The sequence below is a fragment of the Novosphingobium silvae genome, assembly GCF_009856825.1.
GTDB classification, from domain to species: domain Bacteria; phylum Pseudomonadota; class Alphaproteobacteria; order Sphingomonadales; family Sphingomonadaceae; genus Novosphingobium; species Novosphingobium silvae.
The window spans coordinates 1-22,505 of sequence record NZ_WVTD01000014.1; the positions used below are offsets into that span (position 1 = coordinate 1).

At 66.2% G+C, this 22,505-nt stretch carries 21 protein-coding genes; 15 read left to right on the forward strand and 6 right to left on the reverse strand.

All coding sequences use genetic code 11. The features are described 5' to 3' along the window. The 3 genes from GR702_RS16150 to GR702_RS16160 form a co-directional block, all read right to left on the reverse strand. The coding region (locus GR702_RS16150; RefSeq protein ID WP_160986820.1) for a helix-turn-helix domain-containing protein at positions 1-952 on the reverse strand (952 nt) is incomplete at its 3' end. Between the two features lie 458 nt (positions 953-1,410). After that, positions 1,411-1,839, reverse strand: a complete 429-nt coding sequence (locus GR702_RS16155; protein WP_160986821.1) for a flagellar basal body protein — start codon at positions 1,837-1,839, stop codon at positions 1,411-1,413. 10 nt (positions 1,840-1,849) lie between these two features. Beyond that, entirely contained in the window at positions 1,850-4,564 is a 2,715-nt protein-coding gene (locus GR702_RS16160) for an NHL repeat-containing protein (protein ID WP_160986822.1), read from the reverse strand. Between the two features lie 117 nt (positions 4,565-4,681). Between GR702_RS16160 and GR702_RS16165 the strand changes: the two genes are divergently transcribed. From GR702_RS16165 to GR702_RS16200, 8 genes are all read left to right on the forward strand, one after another. Further along, on the forward strand, positions 4,682-5,710 hold the full coding sequence (locus GR702_RS16165; RefSeq protein WP_202408327.1) for a flagellar motor switch protein FliG: 1,029 nt from the start codon (positions 4,682-4,684) through the stop codon (positions 5,708-5,710). 22 nt (positions 5,711-5,732) lie between these two features. Then, positions 5,733-6,443 (forward strand): FliH/SctL family protein, encoded by a 711-nt coding sequence (locus tag GR702_RS16170; protein WP_202408322.1) that lies wholly within the window; start codon positions 5,733-5,735, stop codon positions 6,441-6,443. 130 nt (positions 6,444-6,573) lie between these two features. Further along, a complete protein-coding gene (fliF, locus tag GR702_RS16175) occupies positions 6,574-8,157 on the forward strand; it encodes a flagellar basal-body MS-ring/collar protein FliF (RefSeq protein WP_160986825.1) in 1,584 nt (527 codons plus the stop codon). A 10-nt stretch (positions 8,158-8,167) separates the two neighbouring features. Continuing rightward, complete coding sequence (gene fliN / locus GR702_RS16180; RefSeq protein WP_160986826.1) at positions 8,168-8,524, forward strand: flagellar motor switch protein FliN; 357 nt, start codon at positions 8,168-8,170, stop codon at positions 8,522-8,524. After that, positions 8,521-8,769, forward strand: a complete 249-nt coding sequence (locus tag GR702_RS16185; RefSeq protein ID WP_337192628.1) for a helix-turn-helix domain-containing protein — start codon at positions 8,521-8,523, stop codon at positions 8,767-8,769. Before fliN ends, GR702_RS16185 begins: the two co-directional genes overlap by 4 nt. Positions 8,770-8,782: 13 nt before the next feature. Then, complete coding sequence (gene flhA, locus GR702_RS16190) at positions 8,783-10,894, forward strand: flagellar biosynthesis protein FlhA (RefSeq protein WP_160986827.1); 2,112 nt, start codon at positions 8,783-8,785, stop codon at positions 10,892-10,894. A gap of 148 nt (positions 10,895-11,042) precedes the next feature. Beyond that, positions 11,043-12,695, forward strand: coding sequence for a flagellar hook-length control protein FliK (locus GR702_RS16195; RefSeq protein ID WP_160986828.1), 1,653 nt, complete (start codon positions 11,043-11,045; stop codon positions 12,693-12,695). 15 nt (positions 12,696-12,710) lie between these two features. Continuing rightward, positions 12,711-13,379: a flagellar hook assembly protein FlgD gene (locus GR702_RS16200; RefSeq protein ID WP_160986829.1), complete on the forward strand. Its 669-nt coding sequence runs from the start codon at positions 12,711-12,713 to the stop codon at positions 13,377-13,379. 7 nt (positions 13,380-13,386) lie between these two features. On the opposite strand, the gene GR702_RS16205 is transcribed toward GR702_RS16200, so the two are convergent. Further along, positions 13,387-13,734, reverse strand: coding sequence for a hypothetical protein (locus GR702_RS16205; RefSeq protein WP_160986830.1), 348 nt, complete (start codon positions 13,732-13,734; stop codon positions 13,387-13,389). Positions 13,735-13,790: 56 nt separating this feature from the next. On the opposite strand from GR702_RS16205, the gene GR702_RS16210 reads away from it, so the two are divergent. The 3 genes from GR702_RS16210 to GR702_RS16220 all read left to right on the forward strand — a co-directional run bounded on the left by GR702_RS16210 (position 13,791) and on the right by GR702_RS16220 (position 15,945). Further along, positions 13,791-13,955, forward strand: coding sequence for a hypothetical protein (locus GR702_RS16210; protein WP_160986831.1), 165 nt, complete (start codon positions 13,791-13,793; stop codon positions 13,953-13,955). A gap of 151 nt (positions 13,956-14,106) precedes the next feature. Then, positions 14,107-15,147 (forward strand): ribosome small subunit-dependent GTPase A, encoded by a 1,041-nt coding sequence (gene rsgA, locus GR702_RS16215; RefSeq protein WP_202408323.1) that lies wholly within the window; start codon positions 14,107-14,109, stop codon positions 15,145-15,147. A 96-nt stretch (positions 15,148-15,243) separates the two neighbouring features. Further along, positions 15,244-15,945, forward strand: coding sequence for a TetR/AcrR family transcriptional regulator (locus GR702_RS16220; RefSeq protein WP_160986832.1), 702 nt, complete (start codon positions 15,244-15,246; stop codon positions 15,943-15,945). Between the two features lie 18 nt (positions 15,946-15,963). Here GR702_RS16220 and GR702_RS16225 read toward each other — a convergent pair whose 3' ends face one another. After that, the gene (locus GR702_RS16225) at positions 15,964-16,962 is read right to left on the reverse strand and encodes an alpha-ketoacid dehydrogenase subunit beta (RefSeq protein ID WP_160986833.1); all 999 of its coding nucleotides are present in this window, start codon (positions 16,960-16,962) and stop codon (positions 15,964-15,966) included. A 127-nt stretch (positions 16,963-17,089) separates the two neighbouring features. Then, complete coding sequence (locus GR702_RS16230; protein WP_160986834.1) at positions 17,090-17,956, reverse strand: LysR family transcriptional regulator; 867 nt, start codon at positions 17,954-17,956, stop codon at positions 17,090-17,092. Between the two features lie 115 nt (positions 17,957-18,071). Between GR702_RS16230 and GR702_RS16235 the strand changes: the two genes are divergently transcribed. The 4 genes from GR702_RS16235 (at position 18,072) to GR702_RS16250 (ending at position 22,385) form a co-directional block, all read left to right on the forward strand. After that, a complete protein-coding gene (locus GR702_RS16235; protein ID WP_160986835.1) occupies positions 18,072-19,586 on the forward strand; it encodes an acetyl-CoA hydrolase/transferase family protein in 1,515 nt (504 codons plus the stop codon). An 88-nt stretch (positions 19,587-19,674) separates the two neighbouring features. Next, on the forward strand, positions 19,675-20,286 hold the full coding sequence (locus GR702_RS16240; RefSeq protein ID WP_160986836.1) for a TetR/AcrR family transcriptional regulator: 612 nt from the start codon (positions 19,675-19,677) through the stop codon (positions 20,284-20,286). 411 nt (positions 20,287-20,697) lie between these two features. Next, entirely contained in the window at positions 20,698-21,108 is a 411-nt protein-coding gene (locus tag GR702_RS16245) for a hypothetical protein (protein ID WP_160986837.1), read from the forward strand. Then, the gene (locus tag GR702_RS16250; protein WP_160986838.1) at positions 21,105-22,385 is read left to right on the forward strand and encodes an efflux RND transporter periplasmic adaptor subunit; all 1,281 of its coding nucleotides are present in this window, start codon (positions 21,105-21,107) and stop codon (positions 22,383-22,385) included. The genes GR702_RS16245 and GR702_RS16250 overlap by 4 nt, the downstream gene beginning before the upstream one ends. Positions 22,386-22,505: the final 120 nt, after the last annotated feature.

A 22,505-nucleotide genomic window follows, 5' to 3' on the forward strand; every position in this document is an offset into this window, starting at 1 on the left:
CGCCCGCCGACGCGAAGCGATCGGGGTCCACCACCAGCGTCGAGCGCCCGGGAAGGCCGGCACCAAGCGTGGGGCGCCCCAGCCGCAAGCCATACGCGCGCGGCCCTGCACCGGCCGGAGCCTCCACCCATGAACCTGTCGGCGCCGGCGAAATGCGGCCGCCGAGGAGCGGTGTGCCGAACACCGGGAGCCGGCGCCTCCCGGCCTGCTCGGCCGAGGGCTGTGCCTTGTCGCCGGGCTGCCAGGCGGCATCGGGGAGGTTCTCTGCGACAGGCTCCCAGCCCGTCGAGGGGGCGCGGTTCGGTTCGGCCGGGCCCGCCAGTTCTGACCGCAGCGCCGCGATCCGCGTGCGTGACTTGGCGAGGCGTGCTTCCGGGTTGGCGACAAACGGCAGCACCGAGGACAGCTGCCCATCGGCGTGCATTGCTTCCACTCTGGCGACAAGGGCGGCGTCGCTGGGCTGGTCGAAGAGGCGGCGTAGCGCCGCACGCACATCCTCGTTCCAGCGATCGAGCGGCTTTAGCGCATTTTCGAGGCGTGACAGGATGACAGGCGCGATTCCCCAGTTCTGCTCCAGCGCGGCAATGGTGAGTTCTGGATCGGCGGCCCGCCGCACGCGCAGAGCCGCGGCCAGCAGGACGGCGCCGCGTTCCGCTTCCATGTCCACCGGCGCTGCGCCGTGGAGCGGCTCGGCCCAGGCAGCAATGTCGAACGCAGGATCGTCCACATCGACAAGGAGCGCATCCGGCTCCACGCCGAGTACGCGAGCGAGCGCGCGCAGTTCATCCGCCCGGGCAAAAATCTCGCCGCGTTCGATCTTGGACAGGCGGATGTAGGTAATGCCGGGAAGCTGCTCCGACAGTTCGAGCAGCGAGCCGATGTTCAGCTGCTTGCGAAACTTGCGCACGTTGTTCGGAAATACCAATGCACGATGGAAATCGATTTCGGGCATGGCTGCATCCATCATAAGTGCAGGGGCATGATCACGGCCATGTTCCGGCAACATCTCGCTCATCTTATCTCTGTTCCAACGGCGTACGTGGAAGGCTTTTCACCTTCACTTGCCCGGGTCAATGCAATCGGCGGCCGCTTCTACCGATATGGATCAATCGCCTGCTTCAGATTTTCCGAGGCCACCTTTCGGGATACTGCCGTTCATCCTACTTCAACATCGTTAAGATCGGCGGCACACATCAAAACGTCTCGTTTCGTGCGTGCAAATCGAGCCATCGACAGCGTAAACCGCTCAAGAAGGGCTTTGATCTCCATCGCCGCCGTCCCGCAATTCTCCCCGGAACGAACCTGATTTTGGGATCAGCTGCAAGGAGGTGAAAAGCCCTCCTGTATTTCAGGCAGGTTCTCAGCCGATCGAGGAACACGCAGAGCCCGAGAATGTTCCCGCGGCCGAGGTCAGCCGCGCCCGATGGCCGATTTCAGCAGGCCGATCTGCTTGCGATAGAGGTTCGTCGCCGCCGCGAAGTCCGACTGGACCTTGCCAAGTGCGAGCAGCTGGTCTTCGAGAGTGACGTTGTTGCCGTCCGGCTTGGTCTCGCTGGTGTCGCCGTCGAGCACGATGCGCGAACCCGCTTGCGGCGCCTGGGCGCCAAGGCCGGCCATGGCGCTCGACAGTTCGACCCGAGGCCGCGCGACGTGCGGCGGCCCCGATGCGCCAAGCTGCCCGTCCACCAGCGCGGAGAAGTCAGGGCCCTCCAGCGTGCGCGCCTTGAAGCCCGGGGTTTCGCTGTTGGCGATGTTCTCGGCGATCACGCGCTGGTGCTCGGACATGGCCTTCATGGCACGGCCGATGCCGTCGAACAGGGGAGGGAGCGAGGAGGACATCGATCTTTCCTTACGCGCCGGTGAGGCGCGAGAGTGCGGTCTGGTAGTTGGCAAGTTGCGCCTGCTGGTAGGCAGAGCCGCCGCCGGTTGGCAGAGCCCCATCCACCAGCGAGGCCTTCGTGGCATCCCAGTAGAGCGAGCGATAGGCCGATTGCGTCATCGAGATCGCGGACTTTATCTTCGCCAGCGCTGCCGCAGCCGTCTTGGCGTCGAGCAGCGACAGGTCATCGCTCAACGCCAGGTTGTAGCGTCCGCCAGGCGTGACCTTCGGGTCGTTTTCCTTCACGATGCGGGGCGGGACGAGGCGCACGGGATCGATGCCGAGCTTGCCCAGTGCGTCTGTGCCGTCCATTCCCGAGAGAAGTTCGATGGTATGGCCCGAGAGCACCTCGATCCTGAGGCTGGACGCGTCGTTCGTGAAAGGCGTGGAGATCTTCGCGTTCGTTCCGGTGATCCGCCTGATCTTCTGGGCAAGGCTCGCCATCGTCTCGCCGCTTTCGATCGTGACGGCCCGCGCGGCCTTGCCATCGACCCGGATCTTGAAGCTGTCTCCCGCGCGCAGCGCCGTCTCGTCTACCAGCGTGCCTGTAGTCTGCTGGTTGAGGGCGCCGCGATGCAGGCCGATCGCGCCGAGCGCCGTCGCGCCTCCGGCAACGGCGGTGATGCGCACCGGCTCGACGGACGAGGTGCGGCGGCCCCATTGCGACACCGTCTGCACCGCGCCGGTGGCGGCATCGATCCGCGCGACGAAGCCATCGACCTTGCCCAGCTTTTCCCCGTCGAGCGCTCCGGACGTGCGCCCGCCCACGTAAAGCGCGCCGTTGAGGAAGGCCACGCTGTCCGCCTGATCGATTTCGGCGGTGCAGATATAGCTGGTGCCGGCAAGCGTCAGGTCGGGGTCGATCAGGGTGACGAATGCGTCCTGACCTGCGCTGCGGGCGTTCCGCAGGGGCCCCTCGAGGTTTGCGGACGTGGTCCCCACCACTGCGATCTGCCCGTTTTCGGACACCGCAATGGCGCGCACCGAAGCAATTCCCAGCGCCACGGAGCCTAGGTCACGCGTCAGCGAGCCTGCCGCGATCCGGCGCAGGGTGGCTGTGCCCCGCTCATTCGTGAGGGCGAGAAGGTTACCTTCGTTGTCGATGGCCAGGGACGAGATCGAATCCGACCCGCCGCTGTCGATGGTGCGGCGTTCCGCCAGCTTCCCGCTGGCATCCAGCCTGACGATAACGGCATCGCCGCCTCCCGTGGAAGCGCGGCCGGCCACATAGATCGACCCGTCGTTACCGATCGTGAGTGCGGATGCGGCCTCGTTGCCGACCTGCCGGATCGTCGTGCTCGATAGTTCCTCGCCCTTGGCGGTGAAGCGCGTGACGACCATGTCGGTCTGCCCACTGTCGCCATCCGCCGAGGTGCCGGCGGCTGTTCCGGCGACGACGATCTCGCCATTGGGCGCGATGGCGACGGCTGCGCCCTGTGCGCTGCCGGCCGTGCCCAGGCTGCGCTGCCACACGACATTGCCTTCGCTGTCGACTTTGGTGAGGAACAGGTCCTCCGCGCCGTCGGCCAGTTGTGCGCCAAGGTCGCCGGTGGTGGTACCGACGACGTAGCTGTAACCTTGTGCGTCCGTGACTATGCCATTGGCAGAGGACGCTGCGTGGACGGTCGGGTCTGCGGTGCCGCCTGCATCGTCATCCGCGGCGGCGGCAGCGGCCTCAGCGCGGACGGTTGCGGCAGTGTCGATGCCGTTGATCCGGTTCAGCCGTTCCCAGGCAAGGGAGCCCTCGAGATCCTCTATGCGGTAGACGTCGGCAGAGGTCGGGTCGGAGGGCCCGGTCACGCCGCTCGCGACCATCAGCGCATCCCCTGCATCGATCTGGTCGATGGATACCTTCTCGGTTCCTGACGGATGGAAGACGAGGCCCCATTTGCCGTCGTTCTTCTCGACGGTGAAGTTCGACTTCCATTGCGGCACCGGCTCGCCCTTGCTGTCGAGCACCGGATTGCCCGACGCATCGGTCGCGGATCGTGCGCCGATGGCGGCGTTCAGGGCTGCGGCGACGGCATCGAGCGTGGGTGGTTGTCCGGCCTGCGCGATGTCGACGGTGACGACCTCGCTTGCCGTCCCGCGCGTCAGCGTGAGCTGGAAGACCTCGCTGCCGGAAAGCCCTTCAATAGGCGCGGCACGGGTCTTCGATACGCCCGCGCCGATCATGGTGCCTGTTGCGTAGCGCGTCTCCACCCCCACGGTGCGGGCGCTGCTGGTGGTGTTGCCGAAAGCGAGCGTCAGCAGTTCCGTCTCGGCAGATCCCAGCCAGGATTGCAGGTCTCCCAGGCCCTTGGCAAAGGTTTGCTGGAGCGACGCGCGGTCATTTGCCGACAGGGTTTTCGATGTTCCCGCCTCGGCAAGGATCCGCAGGTTTTCAAGCGCCTTGTAGGCCGTGAAGGCGGTGCGTACATCGGCGAGGTCTTCGAGGCCCTTGCCCGCTTGCGGGTCGATGATGGTCGCAAGTCGCCGGACCGCGGCGACCTGCGCGCTCGTCGCCCCGCTCGGCTCCGCGATGCCTTGCCAGGGCGGGGTGGTGGCCGGTATCGTGAACGCCTTCCTGGCAGCGATGACAGCGGGGCTTTCCGCAGCCGCGGCATTGCCGAGATAGGATGCGTACGCGCTCGTCCCGCCCAGGACAGAGAGGCCAATCAACCCATTGTTCAGACTTATCGTCAATTGTGCCTCCTGAGCCGCTTGCGCAGGCCCTCCTCCTATAAATAGAAGGAAGTCTTCGCCAGCGGTATGGAGTCGGGCTTTTTTCGCCGGGAATTTTCGAGGGATCTCGCAGTGAACATGATGACCACGGTGGGCGAGCCGCCGGAGCTCAAGAAGTACTCGGGCCTCCAGCGCGCTGCGGCGCTGTTGCTGGCACTGGGGCAGGAGCACGGCATCCCCATCTGGCAGCAGCTGAACGACGACGAGATCAAGGAGCTTTCGGCCAGCATCTCCCAGCTCGGCCGCGTGCCGGCAGTGGTCGTGGAGTACCTGCTGTCGCAGTTCTCCGGCGAGGTTTCCAGCATCACGACGCTGCACGGCTCCTACGAGACGACCGAGCGGCTGCTGGAAGGCGTTCTCGCGCCCGACCGGGTGAAGGACATCATGGAGGACATCCGTGGACCCTCCGGCCGGACGATGTGGGACAAGCTGTCCAACGTCAGCGAAGGCGTGCTCGCAGGCTACCTCAAGAGCGAGCATCCCCAGACCGTCGCCGTCATCCTCCAGAAGCTGAAACCCGACCATGCCGCGCGTGTGCTTGCCGCACTTCCGCGCGATTTCGGCACCGAAGTGGTGATGCGCATGCTGCGGACGGAGACGGTGCAGAAGGACGTCATCGTCCAGGTCGAGCAGACGCTCAAGACCGAGTTCATGACCAACCTGTCCCGCGCGCAGCGCCGCGACCCCCACGAGGCGATGGCCGAACTGTTCAACGCGCTCGATCGCTCGACCGAGGAAGCGATGCTCGGCGCGCTGGATGAGCGCGCGCCCGAGGCGGCAGAGCGCATTCGCGGGCTGATGTTCACGTTCGAGGATCTGGGCAACCTGCTGCCCGCCGCCATCCAGGTCATCGTCAGGAACTGCAACAAGCGCGAACTGGCGCTGGCGCTGAAGGGCGCGCCCGAAGACATGCGCAAGCTGTTCTTCGGCGCCATGACCGAGCGCGCCGCCAAGCTCATGCGTGACGACATGCAGGCCATGGGGCCCGTCCGCGCGCGCGAATGCGAGAGCGCGCAGGGCAATCTCGTGCGCCTTGCCAAGGAGCTCGGGGACCGGGGCGAAATCCTCCTCGCCGATCCCAAGAGCGACGACGCCATGATCTACTGACGGCGCGCAGGTGAAGAGAACCATGGACGGCAGCGCAACGATACAGCCCTTCGGCTTCGACCGGGTATTCACGCTGGTGGAGGAAGCATTCCCGCTTCCGGCTCCGACGCCCGAACTGGTGCCAGCACCAGCGGCCGAGCCGACGGCTGCAGACTTGCGTGAGATGGTCCTTGAACTGGAATCACGCATCGAGCGGCTCCATGCAGACCATCGCGACGAGCTTGCCCGCGCGCGGACGGACGGCTTCGAGGCCGGCGTACGACAGGCCCGGGCGGAACGGGCGGAAGCCATGCTCTCGGCGACGGATGCCTTGCATGCGGCGTTGGACGACATCGATGCCCGCTTCGACGCTGCGACCAGGGCCATGATCGGCGAGGCGGGGGCGGTGGCGCTTCATGCCGCCGAGATGCTGGCCGGTCACGCCATCGACGCGGCGCCTGCGCGTGCGATCGACGAGGCACTGGGACGCGCGCTGGAGCAGGTCGCGCGCGCGACCGCGCTGGTGGTGTACGCCAATCCGGCCATGCGCTCAGACATCGAGAGGCTGCTCGAGCCGCGACAGGCCAAGGCGGGGCGCGCACTTGGCGTGACGGTGATCGACGATGAGGCGGTGGCGCAAGGCGATGCCCGGATCGAGTGGAGCGCAGGAGGCCTCAACGTCGATGCCGCCGCACGCTGGACCGCTGTCATGGCGGAACTGGCTACGGTGCTGCCCGAGCGGGCGCTCGCCTGAGAGACAATCCCCCGCGCCGCGACTTCCTTCCAGATTTTTCCACCACCCGGCAAGTTTTGCCTAGGCTCATCCTATAATGCCCTGTGCGCTGCAGGTGCGGCGCCGCTGAACCAGACAGCAGGGGCCGGGCTTGGACGCGTTGCGCAACTTCATCGGGCAGATCGGGACGCGCCGCGCCTTGTTGATGGGCGGGGTGGCGGCGGCGCTGCTGCTGGGCCTGGGATGGATGGCCATGCGAACGCCTCAGAGCGCCATGGGCTATCTCTATACCGACCTTGACCCCTCCGCCGCGGCGACCATCACCGACAAGCTCAAGGGACAGGGCGTTCCCTTCCAGCTCTCGGCGGACGGATCGGCGATCATGGCTCCGGTGGACAAGTTGCCGGAGCTGCGCATGGCCATGGCATCGGAGCAATTGGGCGGGAAGATCGGCTACGAGGTGCTGGACGAGGAGGAGCCTTTCGGCATCTCGTCCTCACGTGCCAAGCTGAACGAGACACGCGCGATCGAAGGCGAACTCGTCCGTTCCATCGAGAGCCTCGACAGGGTGGCGAGGGCGCGGGTCCACGTCGTCATGCCCGAACGGGCGATGTTCGAAACCGAGCCGCGCAAGGCTTCCGCCTCGGTTACGGTGAAAACGAACGGGCGCTTGCCGCCAGAGGCTGTGCAGGCGATCCGCTACCTTGTCGCGTCGGCCGTCCCCGACCTTTCGCCCGAGGCGGTCTCGGTCGTCGACCAGACGGGAGCGCTGCTTGCACGAGCGGGCGAAGGCGAGGGCGCTGCCGGCAATCTCGAGGATCGGCAGGCAGCGGTCGAGGCCCGCCTCCGCGACCAGATCGAGACGATGGTCGAGCCTCTCGTGGGACGCGGGAAGGTCCGCGCCGAAGTATCCGCCGTGCTCGAACGCGACCAGGTGCGCGAGGAGTCGGAGGTCTTCGATCCCGATACGCAGGTCATCCAGCATCAGGTGACGGTGGAATCCAGCAACCAGAGCAACGAGAACGAGCCCGGCGCGCAGGGTGCCAGCGTGGCGACCCAGCTCCCCGATAACCAGACCCCGCCCGGCGCAGCCCCGGGCGACAGCCGCCGCTCGGCGCAGACCGAGACTTCGGAGGACGTGACCTACCAGAACAGCCGCACCCAGAAGGTTGCCGTACGCACGCCCGGCCAGGTCAAGCGCCTGACCGTCGCGGTCATGGTGGATGGCGGCGAGAAGGGGCTTGCCGCGCCGCAACTGGAACGATTGAAGCGCCTTGTCGAGAACGCGGTCGGCTATGACGCGGAACGCGGCGACAGCGTGGTGGTCGAGAACATGCCTTTCGCCGCGCCCGGCGATCTCGACGGGATCGATGGCGGGCTGCCGTTCGGCCTGACCGTCGATCGCATCCTGGACGTTCTGAAGATCCTGCTGGTGGGCGGCATAGTCCTTTTCGCCATTCGCATGCTGCGCGGATCCGGCGTGCCGCGCCTGCCCGCCCCCGAGCCCGCGAGCGAGGAAGGTGAGGGCGAGCGGCGCGGGCGCGAACTCACCGGCTCGGTCTCCTACGCGCAGCTCGAACCCGAGCCGGAGCCGGAGGCCCTGCTGGATCAGGAGGTCGCGCTGGCCCACGTCGATGGCAGGGTCAAGCTCTCGGCCCTGCGCCGGATAGGCGACACCATTTCCGCCAACCCGGCCGAATCGGCTTCGGTGATCCGACAGTGGATGAACACGTGAAAGGTCTGAAATGAGCGACGAGATCGAGCCACGCCAGCTCGCCCCCGCCCACCTGCCCGAGGACGTGGACACGCCGGGTGCGGCCTCCGCCACCCTTCCGCCACGGCCGGCCACGCCCCCGACGCCCGACGACCTGCAGGCGGTGTTCGACGTGCCGGTGAAGGTGCAGGCCGTACTTGGCCGCTCGCGCATGGATATCGGCGACCTGCTGCGCCTGAAGCCGGGCATGGTGGTCGAGCTCGATCGCCGGGTCGGCGAACCGGTCGACATCTTCGTCAACAACCGGCTGATCGCACGCGGCGAAGTGGTCCTGATCGACAACACGCTGGGTGTCACGCTCACCGAGATCGTTCGCAAGGAGGGGTGAAGGACGTGACGGACATGGAGCCGACCGTGTCGGCGCTGGTCGGCCGCAACATCGCCGATGTCGAGCGCGAGCTGATCCTGCAGACGCTTCGCCATTGCGGTGGCAACCGCAGCGCCGCGGCGGCGATGCTGGGCATTTCCGTTCGTACCATGCGCAACAAGCTGCGCTCCTTCGTGGCGGACGGCATGGCGGTCCCGCCTTCGCCGGGCGGCTCTTTCCCGCGCGAGATCGCAGCTCCGGCCTGAGATGCGCTGAACCATGGCAACCGCACCCACCCGGCCACAGATCCCCGCGAAAGTAGGCGCTCTTATTTCGCGCATGGGTCCCGGGCGCGACTTGGCGCTGGCGCTTGGCGTGGGCGCGATCATCGCCATGCTGATCCTGCCCATGCCGGGCTGGCTGCTCGACATGGGCCTGGCGCTTTCCATCACGGCCTCGGTCCTGATCCTGATGACGGCGCTCTTCATCGAGAAGCCGCTCCAGCTCTCGAGCTTCCCGACCATCCTGCTCATCACCACGATGCTGCGCCTTGGCCTGAACCTTGCCTCCACGCGGCTCATCCTCGGCCATGGACATGAGGGACATACAGCGGCGGGCGGCGTGATCGCGGCCTTCGGCGAGTTCCTGATGGGCGGGCAGACCGTGATCGGCCTGACCATCTTCGCAATCCTGGTGGTCATCAACTTCGTCGTGATTACCAAGGGCGCGGGCCGCATCGCCGAAGTGGCCGCGCGCTTCAGCCTGGACGCGATGCCCGGCAAGCAGATGGCGATCGATGCCGATCTCAACGCAGGCACCATCACCGAGGCGCAGGCGCGCGAGCGGCGTGCCGACATCGAGGCCGAAAGCGGCTTCTACGGCGCGATGGACGGTGCTTCGAAGTTCGTGAAGGGCGATGCGGTCGCGGCACTGCTGATCACCGGCATCAATATCGTCGTAGGCCTTATCGTGGGCGTCGCGATCCACGGCGTGCCTTTCGGGCAGGCTTTCACGACCTACACGATCCTGACGGTCGGCGACGGGCTCGTCAGCCAGATCCCCGCCTTGATCGTCTCCACCGCTGCGGGCCTGCTCGTCTCGAAGGGAGGCGTGGTCGGGAAGACGGGCGCGGCGCTTGGCGATCAACTCGGCCGCTTCCCGAAGGCCTTTGGAATAGCCGGCGCACTGATGGGCCTGCTTGCGCTAATGCCGGGCCTGCCCTTCGTTCCGTTCGCGACGCTGGGGGCCGGATGCGGATGGCTGGCCTGGACGATGACCAGAAAGGCCGATGCGCAAGCCGCCGCACTCCGCGTAGAGGAAGCGGCGGAGCAGGCGCGTCAGGCAGCTCCCGTGGAAGAGCCGATCGCGCGCACGCTGGCCATCGATGCCCTGCGTATCGAACTCGGCTATGGCCTGCTGCCGCTGATCAACGACGCAAGTGCCGAGCCCCGGCTCGACGATCAGGTGAGGGCATTGCGCCGGCAGATGGCCGTCGACTACGGCTTCGTGCTGCCTTCCGTGCGCATCCTCGACAACATGGCGTTGCAGCCCAACGAATACATCGTCTTCATCAAGGAGACCGAGATCGCACGGGGCGAACTGCGGATCGGCAAGCTGCTGGTGATCAATGCCTCGGGGCAGGACATCGGCCTCAGCGGCGAAGCGACGCAGGAACCCGTGTTCAAGCTGCCCGCCCTCTGGATCGAGCGCGAGATGCGCCAGGAGGCCGGCTTTCGCGGGCTCACGGTGGTGGACTGCGGAACCGTCGTCACCACGCACCTGACGGAGATCGTCAAGGACAACATCGCCGACCTGCTCTCCTACGCCGAGACGCAGAAGCTGCTCGACGAGGTTCACAAGGACTCCGCAAAGCTCATCGCCGAAGTCGTGCCCGCGCGCATCTCCATCTCGGGCGTACAGCGCATCCTGCAGAACCTGCTGGGCGAAGGCGTTTCCATCCGCGACATGCCGACCATCCTTGAAGGCATTGCGGAAGCCTGCGCGGTGACGGCCAACCTCACGCACGTGACCGAACATGTGCGTGCTCGGCTCGCGCGGCAGATTTCGGCCCAGCACACGCTGGACGGAACGATCCCGATCGTGGCGCTCGGCCTTGCGTGGGACGAAGCATTCGCGGAAGCCATCATCGGGCAGGGCGACGAGCGGCATCTCGCCATGGCGCCCTCGCAGCTTCAGGCCTTCATCGCGGCCGTGCGCGACACTTACGACCGCCTTGCCGCGCAGGGCGAGATACCTTGCCTCCTCACCAGTCCCGCGCTGCGCCCCTTCGTCCGCTCGATCATCGAACGGGTGCGCCCGGCGACGGTGGTCCTCTCGCAGAACGAAGTGCATCCCCGCGCGCGGCTGCGCAGCCTGGGGTCGATCGGCTAGGCCCATCCTCGCGGCTCCGAACGCTGCTACCTCTTCCGCCGTCGTTCGCTCGGGAATGCGCCGCCAGGTAAGGTGCGCCTGCACGGCGAAATGACGCGATGTTGCAGGTGTTCGCACAAGTGACGACCGTTAGGAGCCTCCTCGCTCTATGATAGGTTCGATGAATCTTCCGGCGATCGCACCCCTTGTCCTCCCGCTGCCAGGCATGCCCGAACCCTCGGGCTTTCCGGCTGTGGCCGGGCATGGGGAGGGGCAGGTCGCCTTCAGTGCTCTCGTCACAGCGGCGTTGGACCCGGCGCACTCGACAGGAGAGCCGGGCGGTCGTTATCCATCCGTGGAGCCGATCAAACACCCGGCCAGCGCCGAACCCGCCGCCACGCAGAAGGCGGTGGGCCTGCTCCACCAGCGGCCTGCGGATCATGGCGGCGATGCCGATGTTAAGGAAAGCCCGGGTTTCGGCGTGCCCTCGAGCACCGTTCGCCGGGCGCAAACGCTGACTTCAAAGCCTTTGGCCCTGCGCGCTGAAGAACTCGCGCCTGTCGATCAGCTTTCGGTCATTCCGCAGGTACGCTCCACCTCAGCGGAGCCGGCCCCATCGCCGCCCGCCCCAGCTGCGGAGCCGCTGCCTGTCGAGATCGCCGTCCTCGACGAACAGCTTGCGCCACCGACGGTAACGGCACATGCGCCTCCAACGCTGCCCAACCCGGCCAAGGCTGTCGCCGCCGCTGCCGAGCCGCAGAAGGAAGCTGCCGTGCTCGCGCCTCACGATACACGTGCGAAGCCCGTAAGCGACGCCGCCGTTCGGCCCACTTTGCCCCAGCGCCGAAGCGCGAAGTCGAGCAATACAACCCCTTCATCCGAGATTCTGCAGGCGACCGAGCAGGATAGCGCCTCGCCTCCGTCGCAGATGCCGCCGCCTACCGCTTCTGCCCCGGCGTTCGGTATGGCGGAGGCGACTGTCACGCACCTGCCCGTCATGGCGAAGGCGGCCGTGGCGCTGTCTCCCCGTCAGCCCGGCGCCGTGCTGCCAACCTCCGATCTTGCCGTTCGCGAAACCGTCTCGGCCGATACAGTTACCCCAGCGGCCCAACGGCAGCTTGCAGCGGAAGCGGTGTCCTCGCCTGTGCGCCATGGGGCTCCTGCTGCCCGCGACGGAACGAACCTGGAAGTCCCTGTACCGGCTTCGTTCAAGCCAACGGAGGCCGCACCGCCGGCCAGCGCATCTTCCATCATCGCAAGCCCGGCTGCACCGGCTGCAGTAGCCGAACCCTCGGCGATAGCGCCGCCCGTCCCGCAGCAAGCCCCCGATGGCTCGTCGCCGATCGTTCCGGTGCGAGAGGGTCGCTTCGGAACAGACATAGGTGTCACCATCGCACGCGCGGTCGGCACTGGACGCGCGGGTCTCGCGGGACGTGAGGAGAACGAGAGAGCCGGCGACCTCATCATCCGCCTGGACCCACGTCATCTTGGCCGGATCGAGGTGCGCCTGGGTTTCGATCATGGAGGCGTGCTGCGCGCGGTGGTGGCGGCGGACAGTCCGGCGGCGCTGGACATGCTCCGCCGTGAAAGCTCAGACCTTGATCGCGCTCTGGGCGATGCAGGTGTGCGAGCGGACGCGCAGTCGCTGCGCTTCGATGCGGGCGGCAGCGCCGAGCAGCAGCAGCGCCACGCTCGCCCTCATGTGCCTGGCGGGCAGGGCGCCCGCTTCTCACACGCGCAGGGACAAGACCCCGGCGAAGCGGCCGCAGAACTCACGTACACGACTCTGCCGGGCAGCGGACGTGTCGACCTCATGGCATAAGGCTCCAGAAAAGACATGACGACAGCCATAGGCGGTACATCGGGCACATCCGCCACAACGCAGACGGCAGCGGCGTCCTCCGGTTTGCTGACGGACTACAATCTCTTCCTCAAGCTCCTGACCACACAGATGACCAATCAGGATCCGCTCGATCCGATGGACACCTCCGAGTATACGGCGCAGCTTGTGCAGTATTCACAGGTCGAGCAGTCCATTCAGCAGACCGGCGCGCTGGGCAACATTCTCAACCAGTTGCTCTCGCAGCAGATGGCGCAGGCTTCCAACTACATCGGACGTGAGGCGCGCTTCGATTCGGCGGTTGCGGGACTTGGCGACGGTCCGGCACGGTGGACCTACTATGTCGATGGCGCCCCCGCGACCGTGACAGCGACCATCAAGGACACGCTCGGCAACAAGGTGGCGACGGTAACGCTCGATCCGGAAGGGCAAGGTTCCTATGAATGGGACGGCACCAAGGCCGACGGCACCAAGGCTCCGGCAGGCGCCTACACCCTCTCGATCGAGGCGGTGAGCGCCAGCGGCGCGGCGATGGAAACGACGATCAACTCTGTGGGCGTGGTCGATGATGTGGTCACCGATGGAACCGGGATCATGCTGGGCGTGAACGGCATTCGCCTTTCCGCCACCGGGCTCGTCGCGATCTCGGCTCCGCAGGAGCGCTGAACCGGGCTCAGCAATCCGGCTGCAAGGCAAGGGTGTCCTCGCGTCCGACGAAGGCGGCCGGAACCGGCAGGTCGGCGGGGTGCAATGCGGTGCCCAGGCGTGTGCAACCGGGCAGCCGCTCGGGCAATGCAAGCAGCATGAGGCAATCGGTCACCGACGGGTCCGACGCCGGACCGATCAGTTCCTCGACTTCGTCCCGACTGAGGTCCGACTGGCTGAGGCACCGCAAAGCGGCCGCCTGCCATAACTGCGTCGGCGAATCGACGCGCAGTCTGAGCGAAAACGAGTATTCCTGCTGTGCCCCCGGCACCCGAACAGTATCACTGTCCAGGCCCCAACCCGAATCGTGCGCCATCTCGCTTCTCAACGTAGTTCGACCGGATGTCCGGTCCATGCCCCCGAACCGCCCACATGAACGACCTGTTCATCGCGCACGGCGAGGCGTTTCTATACGAGCATGGCGAGCAGAGAAGACGGCGGCGAAATCAAGGCGTTGATAACAATGCGTTGCGTTTCGCGCGAAATCGCCTTGGCATAGGTACAAACCCGATTCGCATTGTTGGTGAAGCCCCCTGACTGCCTTCTGGCGTGGTTTCGATAATGCGCATTATGTAAACCCGTTTGGGCGCGTGTCTGCGTGTGCAAGCCGTATCCATCGCAGCCCCAGGGTTGTATGAGCCGGCCACACCTCGCCAACGCCTGCGCCAAAGGTACACTTCGGAAGATCATGGAATTGCCGCCACCTACGCTTGCAGACCTTGGCTGGACACCCTTCCAGGCCGCCCAGATGTCTCCCGAGGAGGAACGGCACTTCGTTCCCGTGCGGGTCATGGCGGTCTACCGCGGGCTGGTGACGATAGCAGGCGAAGGACTGGATGCGCTTATCTCCTCGCGACTGCCGGACCCCGCCGGCATTCCGGGCCAACGGGACGAGGAAGACCGCGCGGCCGTGGGCGACTGGCTGCTCATCGACCCGGAAACCCACGAGCCCTTGCGTATTCTGGAACGAATGAACCTGTTCAAGCGCCCTGCACCCGGGGACGACCGGCGCACCCAACTGATCGCCGCGAACGTGGACACCTTGTTCATCGTGACTTCCTGCAACCAGGACTTCAGCGTTCCAAGGCTCGAGCGCTATCTCGTCCTTGCACGCGAGGTCGGCGTCAGGCCGGTTGTCGTGCTCACCAAGATCGACCTTGCCGAAGAGGCTGAGGAATTCGCAAGGGCGGCACGCGCCCTTCAGCCCGGTCTTGAGGTGGAACTCGTCAACGCCCGCGATCCCGCCAGCGTCTCCCGGCTCGCGGACTGCTGCGGCCCTGGCCAGACCGTCGCGCTTCTGGGTTCTTCCGGTGTCGGTAAGTCCACGCTGGTGAACACCCTGCGCGGATCGGACACCATAGCCACGCAGGAAGTGCGGGAAATCGACGGCAAAGGGCGCCACACCACCACCGTGCGCGAAATGCACCGGCTCGCAGGAGGAGGTTGGCTGATGGACACCCCCGGCATGCGCGAATTCAAGATCGCCGAGGTGGACACGGGAATTGCCGAGGTTTTCGACGACATCGTCGCCCTGACACGTGACTGCCGCTTTGCCGATTGCACTCATGAAACGGAACCGGGTTGCGCGGTACAGGCGGCCCTCTCCGATGGAACAATCGACGCCGGACGCCTGATGCGCTGGCAGAAGCTGGCGGCGGAGGACGCCATCAACACGATCGCCGCCGCCACGCGCAAGTCGCGTATGCGCAAAAGTGGCAAGAAGAAGTGATCTCGGCACCTTCGACCGCGGACTTGAGCGGGTTTCGAGGTAATTTTCCTGAGAGCCGATTGCTCTTGAGGCTCGGTTCATCCTAAGTCCCTTGCCATGACCGCACTTACCGCTCTCAAGGAAGCCAGTGTTTCGCCAAGGGCGTTAACCCCGCGCCAGCTGGCTCGCCGCGAGCGGATCCAGGCGGCCACTTTCTCGATGCTGGCACGCCACGGCGGCGAGGCGCTGTCGATGAAGATGATCGCGCAGACCGCAGGTGTCGCGGAACGGACGCTGTTCAACATCTACGGCTCGAAGGATGGCCTGTTCGCGTCCAGCGCGCGTGAGCGCAGCGAAGAGACAATCGCGCACGTGCACCAGGCAACCCTCGCCATGGCAGAAGACTGCGGCGGGATGGCCTTTTTCCATGCCCTTCCCCGTGCACTGGCCGACAAGACGTTCGAGGCACCTGCCCTCGCGCGGGCCTTCGCGCCGATACTCGTCGCCCACGCCGGCCTCGTGGGCATGCCGGAAATCTACGAGACTTACGCCGGACACGCCCTGCAACGGTTGCAGGGGAACGGCCTTCTGTCGGAGTGCGACATCGCCCTCCTCTCGCGCCTGGTCTGCATGAGCACCGTCAGCACGATCATCCTATGGGCAAAGCACCAGATCGAGGACGATGCGCTGGAAACCCAGTTGCGGCTCGCGATCTGCCAGGTCCTGCTGCCTCACGCACAAGCCCCGCTGGACGCCGAACTTCGGGACGAAGCCCGGCGTTGCATCGCCACACTTGCGCAAACCAGCATCGGCGCCTGACTTAAGGTAGCGTCTGTGTCAGGCCGCTTCCGGCCGGGCGGTGGCGGCGCCGACCAGGCTTCGCGCCGCCTGCACGATCCGCCACGCCGAAGAGGAATGGCGCGATCGCTCCACGGAAGGGCTGGCAGGCATGCCGGACTCGAAGGCAGCGACCCTCACGATGGGCGCGCGCAGGCCATCCCCGGCTTCTTCGGCGATCAAGGCGGCGATCTCGCTGGTGACGCTGCACGTCTCTTCGGCGGGATCGACGCAGATCACCCGGCCGGTCTTGCGAACGGAGCGCAGGATCAACGCACGGTCGAGCGGAACCAGCGTGCGCGGATCGACGACTTCGACCGAAATGCCGTCCTCCCTCAAGGCCCGAGCCGCCTCCAACGCCAGCCTGACGGCTCCGGCAACCGCGATCACGGTCACATCCGTTCCGCTGCGCCGGATCTCGCCCTTGCCGAGAGGAATCAGGAAATCGGGATCGGGTGGGACGTCGCACGATGTCATCCAGCAGCTGGAATCCTCGAAGGACATGACCGGCTCGTCGTCGCGGATGGCGGACTTGAGAAGCCCTTTCATGTCATGCGCGCTGGAGGGAGCGATGATCTTGATGCCCGGCATGTTCATGAACATCGGGTAGGGGCGCTCCGCCGGGCTCGGGCCGACGTCGCCGTAGAAGAGGCACGAGCGGATCACCATCGGCAGCAGCGCCTGCCCGCCGTAGATGAAGCGGGACTTGGCGACGAAGGAGCAAATCTGGTCCATCGACGGGAAAAGAAACGACGAGCACGTGGCATCGACGATGGGCCGCCCGCCCCGCTGCGCCACGCGGCCCGCCACGCCGATGAAGCCGCGCTCGCTGCTTACCGTGTCTCGCACGCGCTCGGCCCCGAAGCGTTGTGCAAGGCCGTGGGCGGTGCCGCAGACATTGCCGCGCACCCCTTCGCCCATGATCAGCACACGCGGATCGCGCTCCATCTCTTCGGATTGTGCCTGGTATATGGCCTCAAGGTAGGTGATTTCGGCCATAGGCGTCTCCCTTGAAGGGCACCCTAGAGGAGCCATGAGTGAAGCGCCAGTCATCCCGGCAGCGCAGAGCGCGTGGCGCTGTGCCGCTGCCGGCGCCCCATTCTGCTTCGGGCGCGGGTGAGCCCTTTCAGGCCGGGAACTCGGCTTCCAGGAAGTCCATTGCCACGCGCGCTCGCATGGGCATGCGCATGCCCTGGAAACCATGGGCGACCATGATGGAAAGCGGCTCTATGGCCGCATCGGGCAGGACCTCGACGAGGAGCCCGCGAGAGAGATCTTCTTCCGCCTGCAGGCGCGGGAGCAGGCCAATGCCAAGACCGCCCCGGATCGCCCTCAGCACGGCCTCGCTGCTATTGGCGCGCAGAAAGCCTGCCACCGAGATGCTCTCGCTCCCGATCGGCCAGGGTTCGGGCCGGGCAGCGTAGCCATAGGTAAGGCACTGATGCTGCGAAAGATCGCCCACGTTGACCGGCAGGCCATGTTCCTCCAGATAGCTCGGAGCAGCCACGAGCACGCGCGCCAGCTTTCCCAGCGGCACAGCCCCGGCCGTCCTGCTGCTTCCGACGGTCAGCCATAGGTCAAGCCCCACATCGTCCGCCGCATCGCGCCAGTCGGCAAAGAGCAGCTCGACGAGAAGGCCCGGGTGCCGCACCCTCAGGCGCTCCAGCCTCTCGGCGTAGTGAAGGCCCAGAGCCGTCGTTACGCCGATCCGCACCAGCCCGCGCGCCGCCACGGCGCCGGCGAGGTCCGCTTCGGCCTGCGCAAGATGATCGAGAATCGTGCCGGCATGCTCCAGCAGTCGCTCGCCGTCGCCGGTGAGCGAAAGGCGGCGGGTCGAGCGCTGGAAGAGACGCACGCCGAAATGCGCCTCGAGATCGTCGATGGCGCGCGCTATGGTCGTGTGGCTCAGGTTCTGGCGCCGGGCGAGAGCGGAGAAGCTGCCCTCTTCCGCCAGGCGCACGAACAGCCGCAAGGAACGGACAAGATCGCTCATCTGAACGCCATTAGCACAAGTGATGAACTGATTTGAGCTATTGTCTTCACCCGTGCACGGATCGAAATGACACCGGTGCGGCCCCGAGAAGGCCCGACATTCGAGAGGACACGCCATGATTGACCGTATCGCCCATGCCGACCTGCGCCAGAAGATCATGTCCGCGGATGCCGCCGCCGCGCTGATCCACCATGGGCAGACCGTCGGCATGAGCGGGTTCACCGGGTCGGGTTATCCCAAGGCAGTGCCCATGGCTTTGGCCGAGCGGATCGAGGCAGAGCATGCCGCCGGCCGCCCCATGCGCGTGAAGGTGTGGACCGGCGCCTCGACAGGGCCCGAACTCGACGGAGCCCTTGCCAAGGCGAACGGCATCGAACTGCGACTGCCCTACAACTCCGACCCTATCGCCCGCGAGCGGATCAACAAGGGCGAGATGGACTATCTCGACATGCACCTTAGCCAGGTGGCGCCGATGGCGTGGCAGGGCTTCCTCGGCCCGCTTGACGTTGCCGTGGTGGAGGTGACCGCGATCCGCCCGGATGGCTCGCTGGTGCCCTCGTCTTCGGTGGGCAACAACAAGACCTGGCTCGACCGCGCCGAGGCGGTGATCCTCGAAGTGAATTCGTGGCAGAACCCTGCGCTCGAGGGGATGCACGACATCTACTACGGTACCGCGCTCCCCCCCGCGCGCGTGCCGATCCCCCTTGTCCGCCCGGACGACCGCATCGGCGAGGCGACGCTGCGCTGCGACCCTTCCAAGATCGTCGCCATCGTGGAGACCGACAAGCCGGACCGCAACCTGCCCTTCACGGCGCCTGACGCCAATGCGCTGGCCATCGCGGACCACATCATCGAGTTCCTCAGCCACGAGGTTTCGAAGGGACGCTTGCCTGCCTCGCTGCTTCCGATCCAGTCGGGCGTCGGCAACATCGCGAACGCCGTGCTGACCGGGCTGGTGGAGGGGCCCTTCCACGATCTCACGTCCTACACGGAAGTGATCCAGGACGGCATGCTCGATCTTATCGATGCGGGCCGCCTGCGGATCGCTTCGGCGACCGCATTCTCGCTGAGCCCGGAAGCGGCGCTGCGCATCAACGCCGAGATGGAGCGTTACCGCGATCGCATGATCCTGCGCCCGCAGGAGATCAGCAACCACCCCGAACTGATCCGCCGCCTTGGCTGTATCGCCATGAACGGCCTGATCGAGGCCGACATCTACGGCAACGTCAATTCCACCTGCGTGATGGGCAGCCGCATCCAGAACGGCATCGGCGGTTCGGGAGACTTCGCGCGCAACGCCTATGTCTCGATCTTCATGACTCCATCCACCGCCAAGGGAGGCGCGATTTCGGCTATCGTCCCGCAGGCTGCGCATGTGGACCACATCATGCAGGACGTGGCGGTGCTGGTGACGGAGCAGGGGCTTGCCGACATGCGCGGACTGACGCCGCGCAAGCGGGCGGAACTGGTGATCGAGAATTGCGCGCACCCGATGTACCGCGATGCCCTTCGCGACTATTATGAGCGCGCGCTTCGCGACTCATTCGGCAAGCACGCTCCGTCTCTGCCGGCCGAAGCTCTCTCGTGGCATCAGCGCTTCATCGAGACCGGTACGATGCTGCCGGCCTGATGTTGCGACCGGCAAGACGCTACCTGCCTGAAATGACAGGATCGTCACACTGGACTCGGCCTATGCGCGAACCTATATACCGCTCGGTATGAAATGCTCGGCCCCTCCTGCAGTCCGCGGCCGTCCCCGCGAGTTCGATCCTGACGTTGCCCTCGCAGCCGCGCTGCGGGTGTTCTGGACGCGTGGCTACGAAGGCGCGTCGATGGCGGAACTGACGGAGGCGATGGGCATCACCAAGCCCAGCCTCTACGCCTGCTTCGGCAACAAGGAGGCGCTGTTTCGCAAGGCGCTCGACCTCTACGAACGGGACAAGCTGGCCTATGTCGGCGCGGCGCTCGAAGCGCCGACTGCGCGCGGCGTTGCCGAGCGGCTGTTGCGGGGCGCCCTTGCCACCCATTGCGGAACCAGCGACCCGCACGGGTGCCTCGGCGTGATCAGCACCGTTGCCTGCACCAACGAGGTCGAGTCGATCCGGGCACACGTCGCGGCGCGGCGTGCCTCGTCGGAGGCCGCGCTTGTGGAGCGCTTCAAGCGCGCAAGCGCTGAAGGCGACCTGCCCGAGGGCATCGATCCTGCCGCTATGGCAAGCTGCGTGACGACCGTTTTGCAGGGCCTCTCGGTGAAGGCGCAGGATTGCGCCTGCCGCAGCGAACTCGAGGGCGCCGTCGATTCGTTCCTCAGCATCTGGCCTAGCCGCTGAAGGCTGGCGCGAAGCGTTCTTTCGAGCTTGATAAATCTCGTTCAACCGCCGTTCAGCTCTTGAAATCGGGTTTCGAGAACTAATCTACCGGGCGGTACAGAAAGTCGCTTGACCTAAACCTCACATGAATTTATACCGCTTGGTATAGAAAGACACCGTCGGTTCTGCCTTCTTCGTGACGGCGGCCGGCATCCCTTCCGACACGTCGGCATTCGCCGCCGGTCGGTGCCGTGCGCTCTTGCGGGCAGCGGCTGACGCAAAGCAACAGGCATTCGCCCGTTCGGACCCGTGTCCGGCGACGGACGAGTGCACCCGAAATCTTCCGGCTGCCCCGAGCCGGAAGGCGCCCCGGCGCGCGCTCTTCCCCCGTCCCGGGGCGTGCGCCGGGGCATCTAAGGAGGAGCAAGAGACATGGCCTTCATCGACTTCACCGACGCTACGATCCAGGCGCCCTCGCCCGTGATGTCCAACGCCATGGCGCCTGCCGATGCCAGGGCAGAAGTTCGACACGGCCTGACCTTGCTCGAACAGAGGGTCGTGGCTCTGGCTCGGGGCGACGGGCTGGATACGCTGCGCCCGCAGCGCAAGCGCGGATGGCTGGCCCGGCTCATCCTCGGCCCGACGCCTCCTTCCGCCATGCTTGCCAACGAGGAACTGGAGGCGCTGCGCCGCCTTGCCGTCCACGCCTGGCACAAGGGCTACACTCTCCCGGCGTCAGCGCTGAAAGAGGCCCGCGCGGCCGGCCACAGCGAAGCCAAGATCGGCGCCGTCATCGACATCATCGGCCGCTCGCGCGTGCCATTCCGAAGGCTTGCAGCATGAATCTCGCCACATCTCTCCAGATCCCGTCCGAGTACGCCCGGGACGCGGGAACCACGCCCGCCGGCGCCCGCCCTGTCCGCCGAATGCCGCTTGCGGTCGGCGCCCTGGCCCTGATCGCGGTGGCCGGACTTGGCTGGAAGTTCCTGGCAACGCCTGACCCGGCCAGTGCCCTGCCCCCGCCCGCCGTGGTTCAAACGGCGCAGCCGCTGGTGCGCGAAGTCACTCAGTGGGACGATTATGTCGGCCGTTTCGCGCCCAGTCGCACCGTCGAGGTGCGCCCGCGCGTATCGGGAGCGATCACCCAGATCCTGTTCAAGGACGGCGACTACGTGCAGGCCGGGCAGGCGCTTTTCGTCGTCGATCCGCGCCCTTATCGCGCCGCTCTCGCCGAAGCACAGGCCGAGGTGGCCTCGGCGAATGCGACGCTTGCACTGGCCCGGTCGGACTACAGCCGCGTCGCCGGCCTTACCGGGGATGAGGCGATGGCCGCCAGCGAGGTCGACCAGCGCCGGTCCCGCGTCCGGGCCGCAGAGGCCGCCCTTGCCGCAGCGCAGGCCCGCGTGCGTACCCGCTCGCTGGACGTCGAGTTCTCGACCGTTCGCGCGCCGATCTCGGGCCGCGTCTCCGACCGCCGCGTCGACTCCGGCAATCTTGTCTCAGGTGACAACGGCGCCGGTGCCACGCTGCTGACGACGATCAACGCTGTCGATCCGATTTATTTCACCTTCGATGCGTCGGAACAGCTTTTCCTGAAAACCCAGCGCGATCGCGCCGAGGACCGTGGCGCAACCGCCGTCGAGGTGCGGCTTCAGGACGAGGCGGACTATCGCTGGAAGGGCAAGCTGGACTTCACCGACAACGGGCTCGATCCGCGTTCCGGCACGATCCGCGTGCGCGCCAGCCTCGACAATCACGACGGCTTCCTGACCCCCGGCATGTTCGGCAACATGCGACTTGCCAGCGGCGGAACGGTCAAGGCGATGCTGGTGCCCGACGCGGCGGTCCGGTCCGACCAGACCCGCAAGGTGGTGATGGTCGTCGGCAAGGACGGCATGGTCGTCAGCCGCCCGGTCGAGACGGGTCCCCTCGTGGGCAACCTTCGCATCATCCGCAACGGCCTGAAAGCCGGGGATGCGGTCGTGGTCTCGAACTATCAGGCCGCCATTCCGGGCAGCCGGGTCCAGACAAAGGCCGGGAAGATCGCCGCCGAACAGCCCGCCACCTCGCCCCGGGAGCCTGCCGCGCAGGCCGCCGCGCAGGCGACTTTGGTGAACTGACAAGGCCTTGATCCGGTAACCCGTCGTTCCCGCCCGAGCGGGACTGACGGGTTAGCCCGGCGTCCCGGACGCCGAAGAAACCACAATACCCGCGCCCACGGCGCGCCGGCTTTGCATGTC